This is a genomic window from Limibacter armeniacum, from assembly GCF_036880985.1.
GTDB classification, from domain to species: Bacteria; Bacteroidota; Bacteroidia; order Cytophagales; family Flammeovirgaceae; genus Limibacter; species Limibacter armeniacum.
The window spans coordinates 445,530-466,703 of record NZ_JBAJNO010000008.1; the positions used below are offsets into that span (position 1 = coordinate 445,530).

Annotated in this window: 13 protein-coding genes; 11 read left to right on the forward strand and 2 right to left on the reverse strand. The window is 40.9% G+C overall.

The window, feature by feature from the left end; genetic code table 11:
* Positions 1-22 precede the first annotated feature (22 nt).
* Positions 23-523: a tetratricopeptide repeat protein gene (locus tag V6R21_RS07830; RefSeq protein ID WP_334242436.1), complete on the reverse strand. Its 501-nt coding sequence runs from the start codon at positions 521-523 to the stop codon at positions 23-25.
* A 637-nt stretch (positions 524-1,160) separates the two neighbouring features.
* On the opposite strand from V6R21_RS07830, the gene V6R21_RS07835 reads away from it, so the two are divergent.
* The 11 genes from V6R21_RS07835 (at position 1,161) to V6R21_RS07885 (ending at position 17,880) form a co-directional block, all read left to right on the forward strand.
* Complete coding sequence (locus V6R21_RS07835) at positions 1,161-2,648, forward strand: Na+/H+ antiporter NhaC family protein (RefSeq protein WP_334242438.1); 1,488 nt, start codon at positions 1,161-1,163, stop codon at positions 2,646-2,648.
* A 220-nt stretch (positions 2,649-2,868) separates the two neighbouring features.
* Positions 2,869-3,117, forward strand: coding sequence for a GlsB/YeaQ/YmgE family stress response membrane protein (locus V6R21_RS07840; protein ID WP_334242440.1), 249 nt, complete (start codon positions 2,869-2,871; stop codon positions 3,115-3,117).
* A gap of 110 nt (positions 3,118-3,227) precedes the next feature.
* Positions 3,228-4,022, forward strand: coding sequence for a class I SAM-dependent methyltransferase (locus V6R21_RS07845; protein WP_334242442.1), 795 nt, complete (start codon positions 3,228-3,230; stop codon positions 4,020-4,022).
* A gap of 102 nt (positions 4,023-4,124) precedes the next feature.
* The gene (locus V6R21_RS07850; RefSeq protein ID WP_334242444.1) at positions 4,125-4,565 is read left to right on the forward strand and encodes an SRPBCC family protein; all 441 of its coding nucleotides are present in this window, start codon (positions 4,125-4,127) and stop codon (positions 4,563-4,565) included.
* Positions 4,566-4,576: 11 nt separating this feature from the next.
* On the forward strand, positions 4,577-5,179 hold the full coding sequence (locus V6R21_RS07855; RefSeq protein ID WP_334242446.1) for a hypothetical protein: 603 nt from the start codon (positions 4,577-4,579) through the stop codon (positions 5,177-5,179).
* Positions 5,180-5,430: 251 nt separating this feature from the next.
* A complete protein-coding gene (locus V6R21_RS07860; protein WP_334242448.1) occupies positions 5,431-5,775 on the forward strand; it encodes a hypothetical protein in 345 nt (114 codons plus the stop codon).
* Between the two features lie 85 nt (positions 5,776-5,860).
* Complete coding sequence (locus tag V6R21_RS07865) at positions 5,861-6,343, forward strand: GyrI-like domain-containing protein (protein ID WP_334242450.1); 483 nt, start codon at positions 5,861-5,863, stop codon at positions 6,341-6,343.
* A gap of 333 nt (positions 6,344-6,676) precedes the next feature.
* Complete coding sequence (locus V6R21_RS07870; RefSeq protein ID WP_334242452.1) at positions 6,677-8,329, forward strand: tetratricopeptide repeat protein; 1,653 nt, start codon at positions 6,677-6,679, stop codon at positions 8,327-8,329.
* A gap of 493 nt (positions 8,330-8,822) precedes the next feature.
* Complete coding sequence (locus tag V6R21_RS07875) at positions 8,823-8,948, forward strand: hypothetical protein (protein WP_334242453.1); 126 nt, start codon at positions 8,823-8,825, stop codon at positions 8,946-8,948.
* 38 nt (positions 8,949-8,986) lie between these two features.
* Positions 8,987-16,498 (forward strand): S8 family serine peptidase, encoded by a 7,512-nt coding sequence (locus V6R21_RS07880; RefSeq protein ID WP_334242455.1) that lies wholly within the window; start codon positions 8,987-8,989, stop codon positions 16,496-16,498.
* A 173-nt stretch (positions 16,499-16,671) separates the two neighbouring features.
* Complete coding sequence (locus tag V6R21_RS07885) at positions 16,672-17,880, forward strand: MFS transporter (protein WP_334242457.1); 1,209 nt, start codon at positions 16,672-16,674, stop codon at positions 17,878-17,880.
* Positions 17,881-17,975: 95 nt separating this feature from the next.
* Here V6R21_RS07885 and V6R21_RS07890 read toward each other — a convergent pair whose 3' ends face one another.
* Complete coding sequence (locus V6R21_RS07890) at positions 17,976-21,002, reverse strand: two-component regulator propeller domain-containing protein (RefSeq protein ID WP_334242459.1); 3,027 nt, start codon at positions 21,000-21,002, stop codon at positions 17,976-17,978.
* Between the last annotated feature and the right edge of the window lie 172 nt (positions 21,003-21,174).

Consider the following 21,174-nt stretch of genomic DNA (forward strand, 5'->3'; position numbering starts at 1 on the left):
CATGGAAGGAAAAAAAGACAAATCAGGAAGGGAGTTTTCGAAGCAGTTCGGAAGCACGCTCTTGATAGACACCTTCTTCCTTTGCAATCTCCTGACATAGTGTTCTCGCTGAATCCAATTCTTCTTTTTTCAAATAAACCAAAGTCTTGAACCAGCGGGCATCTTGTTGGAACATGCCTTCTTTTTGCCCAATCTTGTTAAAGTAATCAAGCGCAAGGCTAATATTTCCCTCAATCATATAGCTGATGCCTCCATACATTAGAGCGGTTTCATTGTCTGGCTCATCCTTGAGTACTATACCAAAAATGGTTGCCGCCTTATCGTAGTCACGCATATCGTAAAAATAGAGTGCCTTTTCCAAGTCAGAAGAAGCTCCACCATCCCAACGAGCCAGTTCCATATTAGGCAATGGCTTGAAGTATCGGTTATACAGCCTTTCTGTCCGGTGAGTATATTCCCACAGGCTTAAGACAATAGCCAATACAACAATAATGGTCAGGTAAAGTTTGGGGTTTTTCATCATAACAGTCCAAAATACTTAAGAATGGTCTAATAAGTATAAATAAGTAGAGGTATAATTGAAAATCGGAAGTTTTAAACGCTTCAATGATTTATAGGTTCAACTCCTTTGGGGTTGAATAAATGGATTTATCGTAGGCTTTAGCCTACAGCTACTATTACCCTTTGGAATTTTTTCTCTTACAGCAAACACTGTGTCCGAAGGAAACAAACCATATTAGTTTCGAATGGGCATCCGGAGTTGACAGTGTTCATTATATCATCACCCTGAAAGGGTTGAACAGGATAACATCATCATTTAGTAGATCATAATATGTGAAAGGGTTAGCACAGAAAATCTTTATTCCAATTCAACGCTATACTTAAAAGTGTTTTAAATATAACCGACCGTTTGATTTTTGTATTAAATAGCTGAAAATATCTTTCTCATATGTGGAATTGATACTTTCGCACTCGGGTTAGCTTTCGGAGGATAGCTCGCAGCAATTTGTTTCGGCACGCTGCGGGCTATTTCATTTATAAGCAACTGCTAACCTGATCTCAAACAAACTTCAAAGCAAGACAAAGTCTGATCCCGAAGCTAACACGATGGGGAATGTCAGTCTAATGTCTCAAACCAGATATTACAAGTCGTAACGAACATGAATGCTATCCTAAAGATCAGTCCTGTTTTTGTACTGGCCTCACTAATGGTATCCGGAATGGATGTACTGCTGGCAGGACCAATCGCTACCATATTCGCCGCAATAATCGCATCCATTACAGAAAAACTTAAATTTAATGATATCGTAAATGCAGCTGTTGACAACGTCAAGGAGATGCAATTGGTATTTTTTATCCTGATGGCAGCTTATGCCATGGCTGAAGCCTTTATGGCGACAGGAGTAGGCGCCTCGATTATCAATATTGCCTTGGACCTTGGACTTACTGCCAAGACTGTAGCAGTAGCAGGAGTAATCGTTACCTCAATCTTATCGATAGCAACAGGTACTAGCTGGGGTACTTTTGCAGCTTGTGCACCCGTATTCCTTTGGCTGAACCATATTTTGGGTGGCAATGTCGCCCTGACAGTGGCAGCCGTAGCAGGAGGAGCGTGTTTTGGCGATAACATAGGGTTGATCTCAGATACAACTGTTGTCAGCTCGGGCATACAGCAAGTAGAAGTCATTGACCGTATCCGCCATCAGGGAGTTTGGTCAGGCTTGGTATTGGTACTAGGTGCTGTTACATTTTATATAGCAGGAAATGTTTTAGGATTACCAGATACTACCGCAGATGCACACCAAGCCATTTCACAGATTCCGAAAGAAGCTTGGGAAGGGCTGGCAGCCAAAAGGGCTTCAGCCGTGACACTTCTTGAACAAGTGAAAACGGGAATGTCTTGGTACATGGTGATTCCGCTGGTGTTGGTTTTGGGTGCTGCCATTAAAGGACTGCCAACACTCGCATGCCTTTTTATTGGCATTATCTCCGCAATGTGTTTCGGTTTGTTTGAAGGTACAGTGACCTCTGTCAAAACATTTCTGGACTTGATATACAGTGGATTTTCCAATGCTGGTTCATGGGTGATCGTCATGATGATGTGGGTCGCTGCATTTGGCGGTATTATGCGAAAGATTAATGCCTTTGAACCAATTTCGCAGTTAGTGGCTAAAGTTTCAGGAAGTGTCAGACAGCTGATGTTCTGGAACGGGACTTTGTCGGTGTTGGGTAATGCAGCATTGGCAGATGAGATGGCTCAGATTGTAACAGTAGGTCCCGTTATCAAGAACCTGGTGGAGGATAATGTGGAAGCATCCGAAGAAGATATGTATAAGTTGCGCCTCAGAAATGCGACCTTCAGTGATGCTTTGGGTGTGTTTGGGTCACAGTTGATTCCTTGGCATGTTTATATCGGTTTTTATGTAGGAATTGCCAGTGCGGTGTATCCGCTGCATGAGTTCAATGTATTGGATATCATTCAATATAATTTCATGGCAATGATTGCTGTGTTTAGTATTCTAATATTGACCTTAACAGGGTTGGATAGGTTGGTGCCTATGTTTGGGTTGCCTTCAGAGCCTCAAGTAAGGTTGAAGAAACAGGTTGCTAAACAGGCTGAGAAGCAGGAAGAGCATTCTTTAGCTTGATTGTTAAAACATATAGTACTATTCAAAGGAGATCGTATGATTAAAATACGGTCTCTTTTTTTGTTTTAACATACGGAATGGAGAGGATTTAGAGACATCAGCGAATGATTCATTTTTGAATACAAGTGTAAAAATAATTATTTGAAGGTGATGCTATGAAATGAACCATGTACTTGGCTTAAGATGTTAAGAGGTTAAATAAACCTTAACTATATCAATTATGGGCATTCTTTCTTGGATTATTTTTGGATTGATCGCTGGAGCATTAGCGAAATGGATTATGCCGGGGAACGATCCGGGAGGTATTATCATTACCATTATTATTGGTATTGTCGGAGCCATTGTCGGTGGTTACATAGGTACCATGATTGGTTTTGGTGATGTAAGCGGGTTCAATATCAAGAGTTTTTTGATTGCCATTGCAGGAGCATTGCTGCTTTTATTTGTCTATCGGCAAATCAAGAAGTAGCCAAATCAAAACCAAATACTATTGATTTTTATATACCCGGCAACAAAAATGTCGGGTATCTTCATGTTAGAAATATTTAATCCAATCATCAACTAAAACAGGATAATCTAATGAATAAGGAACAGATGTATCAGTTGGAGGTTGAGAGTGCTAGATTCTATGAGCAGAACTTTGTTCCGGCTGTGTTCAGCAGTTGGGCTCAAAAAGTAATAAACTACTTAGATTTAAGACCTTCAGAAGACTTCTTGGACGTTGCCTGTGGAACAGGGATCGTTGCAAGAACTGCAAAATGTAGACAAAACAAGAGGGTGCATATAACAGGCTGTGATATCAATAAAGGGATGTTGCAGGTAGCACAAGAAATGGAACCCAATATTGAATGGGTAGTTGGAGATGCAGAGAAGCTTCCATTTGAAAGCAGAACATTTGATAAGATAGCTTGCCAGTTTGCCCTGATGTTTTTCTCAAACAAAGTGAAAGCCATCAATGAGATGGTGAGATTGAAAAGAAATGGCGGTAAGGTCGTTATCAGTACTTGGGATATTTTAGAAGCAAATGAGGGATATTATGACTTTCATCGGCTATTGGAGGAAGTTGGAGGTAAAGCCTTGGGAGATATTTTAATGGCGCCTTTTTCATTGGGCAAGATTTCTAATATCAACCTGATAATGTCTGAAAGTAGGGTGTCCAGCTACAGGATTGAGAACGTGAGGGAAGAGGTAGTTTTTCCATCTATAAAGTATTGGATAGACTGTGATATACATGGCTCCCCAATTGCTGAAAAAATTACAGAACCCCAGTATCATCAGTTATTGGGTTTGGCAGAAGAGCAGTTAGAAAAGTATATCAGTGAAGAAGGAGATGTCAGGTTCAATATGTCAGCTCATATGATCATTATAGAATAGTCAACTGAAAATAGAGGTATAGGAATGTACCTCTATTTTTTTGAATTATGTATTTTGGACAATCATCAATATTAAAAACTAAACCTTTAAACTAACACTAACATGAAGGACGAAGCACAGCCAATAACAGTCAAGCAAACGTTTAAGGCTCCAATCAAGACTGTTTGGAAAGCGATTACTGAAGTGGAACAAATGAGACTGTGGTTCTTTGAAGATATCAAAGCTTTTGAACCTGAAGTAGGCTTTGAAACACAGTTTGATGTGGCAGTAGAGGATAAAGTGTTTCCACACCTTTGGAAGATTATGGAAGTAGTGCCTGAGCAGAAGATCACCTACAATTGGAAATACAAAGGATTTAAGGGAGACTCATGGGTAACGTTTGAGTTGTCTGAGTTTGACTCAGGAACGCAAGTGTTGTTAACCCATATCGGAATGGAAAGCTTTCCACAAGAGATACCTGAGTTTTCAAGAGAAAGTTGTCAGGGAGGTTGGGAGTATTTTATCCAGCAGCAACTGAAAGCGTATTTGAATCAAAAAGCATAATTTCCTGATAGATGAATAGTAGCAAAGAAATGCGGTGGTTTTCGACAAAAGCTATTCAACCAATCATCAGATGGTTTGAGGAGAAAGAACTGACTTTCTCCTCATCTTCTGTAAGAACGGATTTTTACTTGCCTTTACAAAACAAGGCAGATTTAGGAATCAAAACCCGTGAAGGGAAAGTTGAAATCAAGCAACGGATGACAGCGCCTGTTTCTAAAAAGCTAAGCGAAAATGTTGAAGGTTATTTGGAGGAATGGGTAAAGTGGAGCTTTAAAACTGCCAATGACGACAAGCTGCTTAAAGAAATTGTGGAAGAGAGGCAACACGATTGGGTTGAAGTTCAGAAAGAACGTATGGTAGCGATCTTAACTAAAGACTTAAATGGTCAGCTTATTTTAGTCAATGCAAATTGCTGGGTTGACTATGGTTGTCAAATAGAATACACTCGACTAAAAATAAATGGAAAGCAGTGGTTTACTTTCGCATTTGACTGGTTCGGGAATCAACAGATAAAACTAGAAGTTGATTTTATAAATGAAATCTTAGAAGACGATTTTTTGAAATTAAATACTTCATTGAGTTACGCTGGGTTTCTGGGTGAAATTCATAAATAGAAATTTATTTGTTATAATAGAGGGTCTTATTTTTTAAATCATTGCTAAAAATGGATCCCGTAAAACATTGCATATTATGTGATAATAGACAATTTGATATTATCACAGGCTCCAAATGTAAACTAACAAATGAGCGTCCTACCTTTATGAGTCGGTGTTCTAAAATTGTTTTTGAAAATCGCTATAAGAAAGTGATTAGTGAGATCAATGTAGAACATCACCTTATCAAAATAACCAAACCAAGCGTCATCTTGAATTTTGTCGTTTTTATGTCAATAGGAGTGGGCGTAATAGCATTTGGTTACCTCTTTGGGGAGTACCTGTGGGACGCTGGGTGGATTTCTACTGTACCTTTGTTTATTATGTTTGTGGGTTTATCTATAATTCCATTTGGCGCAAATCCATTAAGGCAATATATCCAATCTATCAGAGTAGCTAATTTGAAAAAGCAAGAACTGGATGAAGTACTGAAGCTGTACAATATCGAATATGCAATTGATATTACTGTCAAAAAGGACTTTCATGGCAATCAGGATATCTCCTCTGTGATTCACTTTCAACGAAGTGGTAAGTCTGATTTCCTGAAACAAGTATAAATGGATATTTAAAAAGAAGCATCTTGGATAAAGAGGCTTTTTTTGTGTCTTAAAACTTTTGAACAAAAACTTGACTGATCAAAAAATGAAACCAAGAATTGAAATGCTTTCTGAAAAGCAAATAGTTGGAAATAAGATAAGTATGTCATTTGCCGATAACAAAACCTACAAGCTTTGGAGTGGCTTTATGCCTAGGCGCAAGGAGATTACTAATTCAGTAAACGCACTTCTGTTTTCTGTAGAGGTTTATGATCCTACTTACTTCAATGAGTTTGATCCAACGAAGGAATTTGAGAAATGGGCAGCTGTGGAAGTTTCTGATACCTCTGATATTCCTGAAGGAATGGAGACGTTGACATTACCGGCGGGAAAGTATGCTGTTTTTATCCATAAGGGACCTGCAAGTGAAGGACCTCGTACTTATCAGTATATTTTTCAAACGTGGTTACCCAATTCAGAGTACTTGCTGGATGATAGACCCCACTTTGCTTTGATGGGAGAAAAGTACAAAAACGAAGACCCTTCTTCAGAAGAGGAGATATGGGTACCGATCAGAGAAAAAGTTTAGTTGAGGAGGATTATATTCTAGTAGTTGGGTATATAATGTTGTGGGCTTGTGTATAAGGGGTGATTTTTTATTGTTCATTATTGTGATAAATGAATATTGTTAGGATAAATTTTACTATAATTGAATTATTCAGATAAAATATTTGAAAAATTTCAAGTTTAGCTCCAACCTTTACGGTTGTATTGTGTGTCTATTATTAGATTAGCTGAGAACTTTCGTCAGATTAATCAGGAACCCTTTTCTTTTGATGCCTAGCCTGGGCAAGAAAACTATTTATGTATGCACTTTTATGTACTTGAGACATTAAAGGGTACTACTGTTATAACTGATGCTATGATAAGATTTGTACTTCTACTACTATTAACGTTTTTGGCATTTAGTGTCAATGCTGCTAATGATTCTAAATTAGATAGCCTGAAAATGGAACTTACCGTAGCGACGGAGGATACCTTGAAGGCTCGAATACTCAGTGATATTGTGAGTCAGTATATGGAAAATGATACTGATTCAGCTGAGATCTATTCAGATCAGGCTATTAAGCTGCTGGAAAGCATATCCCCCTCCATTTACTTGGCTAAAGCTTATTCTGCTCGAGGTACTTTGCTTATTCATAAAGGCTATTACTTTCAGGCAGTTGATTACCTGATGAAAAGTCTGCAACTTTTTGAAGAACTGGGGCATGACAAGTACCAGATTGCTGCAACCCGAAATAATATTGGGGTTGTTTATGAGCGAGTAAAGGACTTCGAAAGTGCAGCTGACTACTTTTCTACAGCAGTGGAGGTAGCTGAGCAAGTAGAAGACGATAAAAGAAGGGGAGTTATACTGTGCAACTTGTACCTGAACCTTGGTTCATCGAGTGATGGGATTGGAAAAAAGGAGGATGCTTTACACTATTTCCAGAAGGCAAGGCAACTAGCCGAGAAGCATGACCAGAAACTTGTAAAAGCCAAGGCATTAAATAATCTGGGAAACTTCTACGCCAAAGAGGGTGAAACAGAAGAAGCTTTTAAGTACCATAGTGAGGCACTTAAGCTTAAACGGGAATTGATGGATTACTCCAGTCTTCCTTCCAGTATGTTTGCAGTTGCCAATTATCATATTGAGCATGGGGAGTTTGCTATAGCAGAAAAATATCTGGAAGAGGCGTTGGATTTTGCAACTAAGTACAACTCTGTCTATAACCTGCGTGAAGCACACCAATTTCTTTTTGAGCTTTATAACCATATGGGTAACCTTGAAAAGGCTTTGGAACACCACATACTTTTCAAGCAGTACACGGATGAAATCAGGGGAGATGAAAACTCAAAAAAGATCAATAACCTGATACAGAAATACGAGTTTGAGAAATTGCAGCGCGAAGCTGAGAAAAGACAACAGGCAAAGGAGCAAAGAATCTATGCCGGAGCAGTACTGGCTGCGCTGCTGATTCTGATCATTTATTTCCTGTATATGTTACAACGATCGAAAACAAAGGCAGCCCTTTTGGAGATGCAACGTTCTGAGCTAGAACAGGCGCAGCTACAGCTTTCCAATAATAACCTTGAACAGCAATTAAGCTTCAAGAATAAGGAGCTAACGACTAATGTGATGCACCTGCTGCAAAAGAATGAGTTGATCAACAAGGTTTCTGAAGAGCTGATGACTGCCCAGCGAAATATGAAAAGGGATAATCAGAAGTTGGTTCGTCAGGTTGTGTTTGAGTTACAATCTGCTTCCAATGAGGAAATGTGGAAGGAGTTTGAAATGCATTTTCAACAGGTTCATAGTGGCTTTTATGAAAGCCTGAATGAAAAATACCCAGACCTTACACCCAACGAACGAAAGCTATGTGCATTTCTACGGTTAAATATGAGTACCAAGGATATTTCAGCCATTACACACCAATCTCCCAAGTCAATAGATATGGCACGTTTCCGATTAAGGAAGAAGCTTAATTTGAATGGAGCAGATCAGGATCTATATACTTTCGTGGCTACTATATAAGGTTAGCTACTATTTATAAAAAGGCGTTGTTGCTTAAAGGCAGCAACGCCTTTTTTGCTTTTAAGCGTCTTACCAAAAATTAACCATTCCAGAAGTAGGCATCTCTTGGTGATTCATTTGCTTGAAGTGTTTCAAGTTTATAGGAACTACTGATTTAGGTGTATAAGAAAGTGTGTTTTTTAGGTGCAAAATAAGGGTGTTTTTAATGTTGGTTTAATAATGAGTTTATGGTTGTAAGTATTTGATTTGTAGGTTTTTGATGTGTTGTGTAGGTCGATTGTAGATATGGTTTTTTCAGTTTGTAGATAATTTGTTCCGTCCAATTTTGTATTACTTATTTCATATTCCTCTAATATGCTTGAAAATACTTAACAAAGGCTTTTTGACAGAATAAAGTTCTTGTGTGCAAAGGGTTGGTGTGTTTAAAGTTTGACAGTTGGTCTTGCTCCGGAATATAATGTGAAGGAGTAGTCCTGAAGAGGAAATGCTAATCATGGAGGAGAAAAAAAGGAACAGTGAAGACAAGTCAATTGACCAGTTGATAAAGAAAAGAGAAGCTGAAAACGCTGCACTTCAAAAGTTGCTGAAAGCTTTACGTGAAAAGCTGAAGCTGCGCTAATTCTAATACAATTCAATTATTTAAACTTTCATTTTTTTATGAAACAACTTTTATCGAGAACCTTAAGGGGCTGGCTGACCATAATAGCTTTGCTATTATCGTTAGGTGCTATTGCACAAAAGCCAGTAACTTACAGTAATGGGGTCGCCAAAGGCGTGATCCGGGTCAAGTTCAAAGAAGATCCAGGGCTTGCTGCCAAAGGCTTTAGCATTGGTGGCGCAGTACAATTGGGAGTCACTGCCTTTGATGCAAAAGCAGCGAAGTATGAGGCCCGAAATATGAAAAGGGTATTCCCTTATGATCCGAAGACTGAAGGTAAAGCACGTAAACATGGCTTGCACCTTTGGTATGAGATGGAGATTGATGGGTCAATCAGTGCAAAGGCATCTTCTCAAGACTTTTCAAGTCTGGCTTCTGTAGAACGTGCTGAGCCTATCTATGAGAAAAAAATGATCGGTAATGGCACAATGCGTCCATTGACTATGGAGGAAGTTGCTGCTATGGCTGCTGAAGAGGAACTGCCAACAGATGACCCTTATCTGGAGAAACAGTGGCACTACCATAATAGTGCTCAGGCTTCAGGATGGGTAGAAGGTGCAGATATCAACCTTTTCGAAGCTTGGAAGAAAACAGCAGGTGCTTCTAACATTATAGTTTCGATTCACGACGAAGGTGTTGATGTTAACCATGAGGACTTGGCTGCCAACATGTGGGTGAACGAGGGTGAGATCGCTGGTAACGGCATTGATGATGACGGAAACGGTTACATCGATGATGCTCACGGTTATAGCTTCTCTTATGACCAAGGTGAGATCGTGGCACAGGATCACGGTACACACGTAGCGGGTACTGTAGCGGCCGTTAATAACAACGGTATTGGTGTTGCAGGTGTAGCTGGTGGTACAGGTAACAATGATGGTGTAAGACTGATGTCTTGCCAGATCCTGAGTGGTACTGTAAATAATGTGGCTGCTTCTTACAAGTATGCAGCTGATAATGGCGCTGTTATCTCTCAAAACAGCTGGGGTTATACCAACCCTGATGTTTATGAGCAGTCTGTATTGGATGCAATCGACTATTTCATTGATGAGGCAGGTGACTATGAGGGAAGCCCAATGAAAGGCGGTATCGTGATCTTTGCTGCAGGTAACAGCAATGATAGTGGTGCTTGGTACCCAGGTTACTATGATAGAATTCTTACTGTAGCATCAACTGGTCCAAGTAACCAGAAAGCTTACTATTCAAACTATGGTAGCTGGGTAGATATCACAGCGCCAGGTGGTGATACTAGCCTGAAGACGGAGGATGGTGTTTTGAGTACTACTCCAAACAACACTTATGCTTATATGCAAGGTACATCAATGGCATGTCCTCACGTATCAGGTATTGCAGCATTGGTAGTTGCACAGCTTGGAGGCCCTGATTTTACAGCGGAGCAGCTGTGGAACCAGCTGGTAGTTTCTACGCACTCATTGGATGACTACAACCCTTCTTATGTTGGTAAACTAGGGGCAGGTCTGGTAGATGCAGCAATGGCTATTGAGGCGAATGAGGGTATTGCACCAGATGCAGTAGCTGATTTGGCAGTATCAAGCATTGCACATGACTTTGCTATCTTGAATTGGACAACCCCTGCTGATGAAGATGATGAGCAGGCTACTTCATTCCAGATACTTTATTCAACTTCTCCAATTACAGCTGAAAATGCTGCTGCTGCTCAAAAGGTGTTGATGACAGATGTGTCGGCACTTGGTGAGTTGAATACATTTGAAGTAACAGGACTGAATCCTGAAACAACTTACTACTTTGCTGTAAGAGGTCAGGACCGTTGGGGTAATGTGGCAGCACTGTCAAATGTGTTGGAAGCAAGTACCAATAAAGGTCCTTTGTTTGTAGCTGACAAGACGGATTTTACTGCTGTAATTGACGCTTCGGTTTCAACAGAAGCTTCAGATATGGTGACTATCTCAAATGAAGGTGAAGGTCTTTTGAGATGGAGTTATGAAAACAAGCAGGTCGATTTCAACTTTAGCACTTCAAGTGTAAAAAGGGCAGATTTCCCTCAAGTTGCAACACGTTCACTGGAGGCGTCAAATATTGGTAGAACACCTACTAATAGAGTCCCATTGGCTACACTTTCAGAGGAAGAACTGAATGAGTTTACCAGCAGTGAGAAATACTACGCTTCTCTGTATGCTTGGTACAATATCGGTGATGAGGATACATCATTGCCAAACTCTTCTGCAACCTTGTATGAGGTTAATGAGGAAGAGGGCTTCAACCTGACAGATATCAGGGTTTGGTTAGCGAATGATGACAGCAACGGTGCCGTGGTGGTGGAAATCTACAAAGGCGCTGTAAAGCCTGAAAACCTGGTACACACGCAGGAGCACCATACACCATCTGAAGGAGTGCAGTATATCACATTGGATGAGCATATCTACTTCCCTCAAGGAAGCTCTTTCTATGTTATTATCCATGCGCCTGTTGGTAACAAGTATCCATTGGGTATGAGCCCTGTCGATGACTGGGAAGTGGCATACAATAAAATGTATATGAGCTTTGACTTCGGTCAGTCATGGTACCGCATGCAGGATGCAGTAGGTGAAGAAGGTTGGGGATGGAGTATGAGTGTAGCGAGTTATAAGCCATACTTGGGTACTTACGTAACCTTGGATCCAGCTACAGGCGAAGTGAATGAAATGGAGTCTCAGGAAGTAGCGGTGAATGTAGATGCAAGCAAGCTGATCAATGGTGATTATACATCTAACGTCCTATTCAAGACAAATGACTTGGAGAATGGAAATGTAAGGTTACCGTTAAGCTTGACAGTGTCAGGACATCAGCCGGAACTACGTTCTCAGAGCGTCGTTGATTTCGGTAGTGTGTTTGTTGGAGCTGAAAAGGAGATGGAAATTGAAATCCTGAACTTTGGTTACGGTAACTTCAATGTAGAGAGTGTAGAAGTGTCAGGAGACCAGTTCGAATGGACACAAGAAACATGGGATTTCACTCAGGTAGCAGCAAGAGCAAGGAAGAGTCTGAAAATTGCTTACAAGCCAACAGTAGCAGGTAATGCCAACTCAGTAGTGACATTGACTGATGCAAATGGAAATGTATACAATTTCAACCTATTTGGAGTAGCTGCTGTACCATCAGAAATTACATTATCTCCGGCTACACAATCATTTGACTTGGCAGCAGGTGAAACAACGACAGGTACAGTAACGGTTGAGAACACTGGGGCTTACCCACTGTCTTTCACATTGCCTAAGTTTGCAGAAACAGAAGAGGGTGTACACAAACACGGTTACTCATGGTCTACCAATATGCATGACGCATCTATAGAGTGGAACTGGACAGAGCTGGATGGCGATGCTGATGCAATTGATATCTCAGCTTACTTTGAGGATGCTGATTCTGAGTATCACCTGATTGATTTGGGCTTTGAGTTCCCATTCTATAACCAGCGTATCAACCAGATTTATGTGAGTAAGCATGGCGCATTGACATTGGATACGCACAGTACTTTCAATATCTCGCCACCGCCATTGGGACGTGATGACATGCCTTATGGCTTTATCTTCGGAACAGGTTATAGGATTGACCTGAGCCAAGGAGGTAAAGTATTGTACAAGCAACTTGGAGACAGTACAATTATAGAGTTTAAGGATGTGGTGAGCTTTAGCGAAGCGGAATCTTATCAGTTTGTATTGCATGCTAATGGGGATTTTGATATTAAGTATGATCATCTAAGCGCCTCTGAAGCGCCATACTATACAATCAGCTTTGAAGATCCTGACAAGCTCGATGGTATAATGATCAAGAACTCCGTTATGACTGAAGAAGCACGTAACTTCTTTACGCAAACTGATGATATCGTTGTTAGGGTTAAATCTCCAGGTGAGAACATTGTATCTGCTCCTTCGGCAACGCAAGGTGCTGTACAGCCAGGTGAGAGCATGGATATTGACTTTACAGTCAATACAGAAGATTTGCTGGAAGGTGCCAATACACAGCGTGTAACTGTATTCAGCAATGACCCTAACCAACCATATGCTTCATTTGAAGTAGTAGTAAACATGACTGGCGGCGTAGCTGATTTGCAAATCAGTGAAGATAGCCTAGGTTATGGAGAAGTGTTCCAAGGTGATGTGGACTTCAGAATCTTGGAGTTGAGAAATGCAGGCAGCAAGTCTATATCGATTACTTCTTCAGTATTTGCAAATGATTATTTCACACTGGATACCGCTACTTACGAGCTAAAACCTAGACGTTCACAGGTAGTGAAAGTAAATCTGGTAACAGATGCACAAGGTGTATTTGAAGATGTATTGACACTGACTGACAGCGAAGGTGATACTTATGAGGTCAAATTGACTGCTGAGGTGGTAGCAGCTCCAGCAATTGCAGTTGACACAACTCCAATTGTGGAAACGCTGAATGCAGGAGAAAAGGCGACACACACCATCACGATAGACAATACAGCAGGTGAGGCAACACTTGAAGTACTGCCAATGGGTAACAGCTGGTTGTATGCAGGTGAAGAGGCAACAACAGCAGCAGCTGGTATTCAGATCGATGAGTTCACTTATGCCATGAAGGACAACAAGGCTTTACTGGCAGGAGGCACTGCTGAAGACGCACCTGTTTACCGTTGGTATGATTTGCCAAACGATGGCGGAACGCATGTAGAGATTGGTTCTACATTCTGGGAAGAAGTAAGCATGCCATTTGCCTTTAACTTCTATGGCAAAGAGTATGACAAGCTGTATCTGACATACAACGGCTTGATCTCTTTGGAGCCACAGACATATATCTTTATTACAGGTGGCAGAATTCCTGACGAGACTATTCCAAACAACATCATTGCGCCAATTTGGATGATGGGGGATACAGATTATTTTGACCTGGATGAAACTAAAGGTATCTGGTACAAAGAATATGACGATAAAGTGGTGATCACTTATCATCGTATGCAGCATTCTTGGGCATTCCTTGGTGGTTATGTATCTGCACAGGTAATCATCTATAACAATGGTGTAATCAAGATGCAATACAAGGCGGATGCAACTTCTGCTACATGGTCATCAAGAGCGACAGTTGGTATAGAGAACGAGGATGGAACCAATGGTGTAGAAACCGCATTTGGCGTACCATATATCGAGGATGGGTTGGCTGTGACTTATACGCCAGCTAAGAAAATCACTGTTGCTGCTGGTGAAACTAAGGACATCACGCTGACAGTAGATGCAGCAGGTCTATTAGGAGGTAGCTATGAAGGAGGTCTGTTGTTGAAAAACAATACACCACAAAACAATGATGTAACGATTCCTGTAAGCCTGACAGTAAATGGCACAAGTGAAGTGATTGCTTCAGAAGAGTCATTTGAGTTTGGTGAGGTGATGCAGTACACAACTACTGATGAGTGGGGTACTTCTGCTCCTGTAGCATACGAACTGCCATTCTCCCTACAGAATGATGGAACAGCACTGGCATCATTGACAGAAATGATCTTGACTAACAGCTCAGCAGATATTGCTGTTTACCAAAAGAGCATTAACCCATTCTGGGGTAATGTTGAATGGGTAGATATCAATTGGTTAGTATGGCCAATGGAGCTGAATGCAGGAGACCGTGAAGAGTTTAAGGTAGTACTTACACCGACAGCTGCTAACGCTGCATTTGCTGATACACTGAACGTTACAACAGACGGTGGACAGTTGATTAGAATGCCTATCTCAGCTGTGATCCAGTTGCCGCCTGTATTGGCTGTGGATACTGATTCTATGTCAGTGATTGCAAATTCTGATGACCATACAGAAACACAATCATTCGTGATTGACAACACGGCTGGTGAGTCTGCACTGAAATATGAACTGCAAATTGATTACAACCGTATTCAGGATGCTAGTGTAAGTGCTTACAATCAGACATATGTTGCATCAGCTACTGCTTCATTAGGTAAAGTAGAGCTTGCATCAGTAGCAAAAGCAAGCGTACAGGCTACCAATGAGACATACAACAATATCTTGGAGTATGATCAGAATGAGTCAGCTTCAAACGCCTTGGGTTATGGTGGTAACTCCTTTACTTCAGTGACAGGATTTACAGCACCTCAAGCTGGTTTTAACTTATCACATGTGAAGACTTGGTACAGAGCAGAAGGTATGGCTAATGCTCCAATCACAGTGGAGGTGAGAGCTGGTAACCTAGACCCTGAGAAAGCTGTAGTGGTAGGTGTTGAAACATTTGAAACAGAAACAGAAGGTAGTGTAGGTTCATTCTTGACTTTGGCACTTTCTGAGCCAGTTAAAATCCTGCCAGGTGAGCGTTTCTTTATCTTGCTTCACTATAGCTTGGGTGTAACATATCCGCAAGGTGTGGTAGAACTTGAAGAGAGCCTGCCAGGTACATTCTATGTTCCTTCTGAAGAAGGATGGTTTGACCTGTCAACAGATGCATCATTTGCTACAACTGCTTATGTAGTGAAAGCAATGGAGGCTACTGCTGATACATCAGATATCTGGTTTACATTGGATGCATCAGCTGGTGAGGTTCCTGCAGGTAGCTCGGCTACAGTAACAGCTACTTTTACAGCAGCGAATGCAATTGCAGCAGATAACATTGCTACGATTAATGTAGTGAGCAATGACCCAATGAATGAAGTAGAAGATGTGGTAGCAACAATGCGTATCAATCAGGCTCCTGTATTTACTTTGGGTGAGTTGTCAACACATAGTGTTGCAGAAATGGATACGTTAACTGTAGCGTTAACAGCAGCAGATGTTGAAGGTAATGCATTTACTTTTGCATTGGCAGATACTAATGATCAAGTAACATTAGCTGCTGATGGAGCAACTGCAACGTTTACTTACGCACCTGATTACGAGTCAGCAGGAACACAAACGTTTGAAGTTACTGCTACGGATGAGTATGGCAAAGTAAGCATTCATACAATTGAGGTGAATGTAGCTAACGTGAACCGTGTGCCAGTAGCAACTGAAACTGCACCAATCAGCATCGACTTTGAGTCTAAAGGTGTAAGCCTACCATTGGCTGATATCTTTGTAGATGAAGACGGTGACGAAATGACTTTCACTACTGTAATAGCAGAGAATACAATTGCTCAAGCAGTACTGACTGGTGAAGAACTGTTTGTAGTTCCGTTCAATGTGGGTAATACATTTGTAACAGTAACAGCTACTGATTCAAATGGAGGAACAGCAGAAGTAAACATTGAAGTTGTAGTGACTGATGTTCCACTAGGCCTTGACGATGAACTGGCTTCGACGCTTAACCTGAAAAACTTCCCTAACCCGGCAACTGCCAATACAACTATCAGCTACGAGCTGCCAGTTAATGGTCAGGTGACGGTAGAAGTGTTTGACTTCAACGGAGGTAAAATTGCGACACTTGTAAATGCTGAACAGCAAGCAGGACAGTATGAGGTGACTTACCAAACAGCTGGTCTGCCAGCAGGCATGTACATTTATGCACTGAGCATCGATGGCGAGCGTGTTGCAACAGGCAAATTGTTGAAACAATAAGGAGCAGTCCTTTATACTGATAAATCCGAAAAATTCGGGAAAACCTACTTAATCAGAAAAACCTCCATCAGGGAAAGTCCCTGTATGGAGGTTTTTTTGTTTTAAGTGAGATCAACAAAAGGCTTATCAAACGAGTTCACTATCTTAGTGAAAATTTTTTTAACGGATACAGCATGGAAAGAATAGCTAAAGAACAAAAGCACGGAAGCACTACTTTTTTATTTGCACTCGCAAGAGCTATTAATAATGGTGCCTATTATGGATTGAGAGGTGTTTTGGTATTGTATATGGTGAGTTATACACTGGCGTTACCTGAAGACGAAGCCTTGTCGATTTATTTAGTTTTTACATTGGGAGTACTCTTTTCAAAGGCTGTGGGAGGTATTCTGGGAGATTTTGTATTGGGCAACAGAATGGCTTACCTAACGGGAGCCTTGCTTCAAGCCATTGGGTGTTTTGTTTTATGCATCAGTGGGTTTGATAGCTTATACATAGGGTTGGTTCTGATTGCATTGGGAAATGGTTTGTTTGGAACCAATGCCTTATCGGAATTTGGGAAATTATACTACGGAAAAGAAAAGTTGTCTGATGCTGGCTTTACCATTCTAAATTTCATTTCCAATATAGGGATCGTAATCGGGACAATTCTGGTAGGTTATGCAGCCGATCTTGACTATAGTATTGGCTTTGCTGTTGCAGGTGTTGTAACCGCTATTTCAGGATTGATTTTATTCTTTTCAAATATACCTGCCAATACCAAAAGACAGTATGCAATAGGTGAAACTGTCCCTAATAACAAAGGATACCTGTATATAGGTATCAGCACAGTCGCTATTTTCTTGTTCTGGTTTTTCTATGAGTTAGGTTACAGTGACCTGTTTGAACTAGGGTACCTGATTAGTGAAGCATTGAGGATGCCTGAGATGTTGGTAATAGAAATAAATAACTCCCTATCTACTTATGCTAGTGTAGGGCTTGCTGTTTTTTGGTCATTTTTTTATGTAAAAACTCAAAGGAAACTGGCATTGGGAATGCTCTTCGGGAGTATAGCCTTCGCCTTTTACTTTATAGACTCATATGCGAATATCGTTCTGTCTATACTACAGTATGGAGGAATCAGTATTTTTCTGGTTTTGGCAGAACTGTTTCTTTTCCCAATAATTTGTTCTACAGCCGTTTATTATGTTAAGCCAAAGTATTTGTCTACAGTAATGGGTTTGGCAATTTTACCTTCATTATTAGCGGCTCATTTGGCAAATCTGATTCCATTTGAAGCATTGGAAACTAACCATTATAAGGTTGGGGCATTCATCACCATGCTGCTGATAGGAATATTGGTTTTGTTCCTTTCAAAAGGAAATAAGAAGAACGAGTTGATATAAATACCATTAAAATCAATTTTGGAGATAAAGGAAAGTATTGAAGAAATGAGTTGACAGTACTTTCCAAAAGGCTTTTCAAGTTGGGGGAATGAAACTTATTCTTCCCCCAATTTTGCCAAGAAACCTCTCAAACTTTCATCTTCATTGAGTCCCAATTTTTTTCTGAGCCTGTGGCGGGCAACTTTTACACTGTTGATTGAAATCCCTAATGTGTGGGCAATCTCCTGAGAGGATAGTTGCATTCGGTACAGGTAGCAGAGTTTTTGGTTAGCATTGGTCAGGTTAGGATACTGTTGTTGTAAAGCCCTGATAAAATTGCGGTGTACTTCACTGAACAGGTCATGAAACTTGCCCCAATCCCTGTCTAGTTCAAAACTTGCATCAATCTCACGAATCAACCTTTGAAGTTCTTTATGAGAGTTTCCTTCAGGCTTCTTGAGACTTGCTTTGATGGTGTCGCTGAGCTTTTTCAGTAACTCATTCTTGTGAATGGTATGAAGGGTATGACTCGTCAATTCTTTCTGCTTGAAGAGCAATTGCTCCTTGAGTTGCTGTTGCATCAGCTCAGCGTTTTCATGTTCAGCTTCCAACAGTCGCACCTGTTGAGCCATGGCCTCTTTTTGCTGTTTTCTCAGGTCGTCTGTACGTTGTTCTACCAGTCTGTTCAACATTTCTTCCCTGCGCCTGATAACGCTAAGCCGTCTGCGGTAAACAAGGAGAATAATGCTGATTCCGAGTAGAACGGTCAGAATCTTGAAATAGATGGTTTCCCACAAATAAGGTAAAACGGTTATGGTAAGCTGACTCTCTTTTGCTTGTTTCCACTCGGTAGGGTCAAGGCTAGCTTTCACCTTAAGGGTGTATGTGCCAGGAGGCAGGTTGGTGTAGGTCGCTGTTCGGTTATGACCTATGTAATTCCATTCCTTATCAAAGCCATCTAACAAATAGGCATACTCTACCTTACTTGTATTGACAAAACTCATGGCAGAGAAGGAAACGGAAAAGACTTTTTGGGAAGGAGAAAGTGTGATAGCAGAAGTTTCAGTGATTGGTGCCTGTAGTGGAGATCCTTCTTGGCCAACTTTTACTGGTTGGTTGAACAGGCTGAAATCCGTAAATCGTACAGGTAACTTCAAGTTTGCAGTAGCCACTTTGGTCGGATCAAAAATATTGAAGCCACTGATTCCACCAAAGGCTAAATCTCCATTGGAAAGTTGCATGGAACAAGCTCTCTGAAACTTACCATTCTGAACCCCATTCTCGGCAGTGTAGTGTGTCAATACGGAAGAGTTCAGGTCAAACTTTGTAAGCCCTGTATTGGTAGAAAGCCAAAGGTTGTGTTGCTGGTCTTCCTCAATGCTCAGAATCACCTGATTGGATAAGGAATGCTGCTTTTCAAAAGCAGTGATTTTTTGGGTCGTCCTGTCAAATCGGTATAGTCCTGCCCCAAATGTGCCAATCCAGATATCTAATCTGCTGTCTTCAAAGATACTGAGAATGCCTTTGGCAGGAACAGCTTCATCTTTTGGCAAAGGGAAGTGTTCAAAACTGCCGGAGTCGGGTTTGTAGCGGTTAAGCCCATTGAAAGTCCCAATCCAGATATCCTGTTTGATATCCTCAAAGATCATTCGTATTTCATTGTTGCTCAGTGTCGTGTTTTCATGTGTGTAGTTGGTGAACTGTTTTGTGGCAGGGTTGTATATACTGATTCCGTTACTTGTACCACACCATACCTTGGCAGTCTTGTCTATCAGAATGGTCCATACATTGTTTTGGGTGAGCGAATTTGGATTGTCTTCCTGACTCAGGAATCGGGTTACTCTCATAGTTTTGATTTCTAAGAGGTTTAGCCCACCTCTGTAAGTGCCTATCCATAAGTTTCCTTTTTCGTCCTGAGCAATAGAAAGAATATGGTCGCTGCTTAGGCTGTAAGGGTTTTGAGGTTGGTGTTTCAAAACGGTAAACTGTCCTGTTTTAGGATCAAATCGATTCAATCCGCCGCCATCAGTTCCTATCCACCAGATGCCATCTCGGTCTTCAAACAGCGTAGTGGTTTTATTATTTGAAAGAGAGTTCTTTTGATAAGGGAGATGCCTGTAGTGAAGGAATGGGTTCCGGTTATTGTAAAGCTTGAGACCTGAGTTGTAAACCCCTAACCATACATTTCCTTCTTTGTCCTGATAAATGGAGGTAATGGCTTGTGTACTGAGATCCTGTTCCGTTTGAAAATTATAGGGATTAAAAAGCCTTTTGTTGAGATCAAAAATACAGATGCCACCACCTTCTGTTCCAACCCAAAGCTTTTTCTCTGGTCCTTCAGCGATTGACAGGATTTCATTGCCTGTAAGTCCGTTAGGTGTTTTTATAAACTGTTGTGTATCCCCTGTAGGACTGTGGCAGAAAACACCCTCACCGTATGAGCCAATCCAAAGGTTATGGAAGGAGTCCATCGTTAAGCACCTTACTTCAGGGTTGGATACAGGTAGCTCCACACTGGATAAACCATGCTGTTGGTGGTACTTGTAGAGCCCCTTGGTTGTTCCAATCCAGATATTGTTGGAATAGTCACTTACAAGTGCTGTTACATGAGCTTGCTTCAGTCCATCATAAGGAAGTTGGGTAAAGGTATTGTTCTGTAGATTGTACAGGAAGACACCATTTCCGGCTGTACCAATCCAGAGATTTTGGGATCTGTCTTCAGTAATAGCCCTGATATCATGGTTAAGCAGTCCTTCATTTGGGCCGAACTGTTCAAAGTTGTCTTCGGTACGGCAATAGCGGTTCAGGCCTGCATGTGTTCCTACCCAAAGGTTTTGTTGGCTATCCTCAAATAATGCCCTTATGGAATTAAAACTAATGCTATTATAAGATTTTAGTGACCGGTGATATGCTGTGAAGGTGTAGCCATCATACTTGTTGAGTCCATCATCTGTACCAAGCCATATAAAGCCTTTTGAGTCTTGAAGGATGCAGTAAATATCACTTTGTGACAGCCCGTCTTCAGCACCAATGCTTCTAAAACTGATAGGGGTGTATGAGGACATGGCAGCCATGGGAGACACACATGTCAGGAGTATTACAAAAAGGGTGTTTTGTAGTAAGTTAGTAAATGGTCTTGTCATGATCAGTTGATGTTGAGCAGCTTTGAAAAATAGTCTTCAGATAAAAAGATTTATAGGTTTTGGTCAAATACAAATGGTTTGTCAGGGGGCTCCATTTGTAAAGTCAGTTCTGATAGTATTGATAATTCGTTAGTTGTAATTCAAAATAGGTAAACCTGAATAGTGCAAAATT